This is a genomic window from Methylobacterium sp. B1, from assembly GCF_000333255.1.
In the GTDB taxonomy this organism is placed as follows: Bacteria; Pseudomonadota; Alphaproteobacteria; order Rhizobiales; family Beijerinckiaceae; genus Methylobacterium; species Methylobacterium fujisawaense.
In genome coordinates this window covers 1-884 of sequence record NZ_BACT01001084.1, presented here as the reverse complement: position 1 = coordinate 884, position 884 = coordinate 1, and the positions used below count along the sequence as shown (strand labels likewise).

Below are 884 nucleotides of genomic sequence, written 5' to 3'. Positions count from 1 at the left end.
GCAGGGCGGGCGGACCGAGGAGCACGGTGCCGTCGCGGGACAGGATCAGGATCTCGGCCCCCTGGCGATGGCCCCGGAGCGCGCCTTCGAGGATGCGCGCCATGTCGCGCGCCCAGGTCCAGTCGAGATGGGCGGCCAGCACTCCGAGGACGCGGCCGTCCGGCGACCGGACCGGGGCCGCGACATCGACGAGGCGCAGCGGCTCCCGCGCCGCCCCGCGCGCACCGGTGTCGACCGGGGGCATCAGACTCTGGAGGAGCTTGGCCGGATGCACGTCCCCGACATAGGGTCCCTCGAGGCCGCGGCGGAAATAGTCCCGGCCGGAGACGTCCGCGCCCTCCAGGGCGCCCGTGCTGGTCGCGGATACGCGCCCGTCGGCGTCGACCAGCCCGATGATCGAATAGGCCGGGTAGGTCGCCTGGAGCCGCTCCATCACGGCGCGCTTGGCCGCCGTCGCGGTTCCGGGATCGCGCAGGCTGTCCGAGGCGGCGGCGATCTGGATGTCGCGCCAGCGCTCGAACATCCCGATATCGAGGTTCCGGGCCATCTGGCCGGCGATCTCGGTGAGCTGGCCGCCGACCTCCGCCTCGAGCCGTCGGGTCGCCTCCCGGCTCACAAGGGCGGCGAGCGCCAGGGTCGCCAGGAAGCCGAGGGTGCCGAAGCCCAAAGCCAGGACGACGCGCAGCCGCGGCGTGCCCCATCCGCGGCGGCGGTCGGCCCGGTCCGCGGGATCGGCGCGGGCCGCCGCCGCAGGGGTTTCCGATCGCGCGACCGCTTGCATCCGATCTCCCTCGGATCCGGCCGGCTCCCGGAGGAGGGAGATCGCGCCCGCACCCCCGTCTCAGCACGCGCCGCGGGCCTCAGCAAGACGGGAGCGTTCCGGC

1 protein-coding gene is annotated in these 884 nt (G+C 74.9%); it reads right to left on the bottom strand.

Annotated features, from left to right (window positions below; genetic code table 11):
* Positions 1-781 (bottom strand): cache domain-containing protein (locus I53_RS30055; protein WP_043358049.1); only part of this gene is annotated, 781 nt, incomplete at its 3' end.
* Positions 782-884 lie beyond the last annotated feature (103 nt).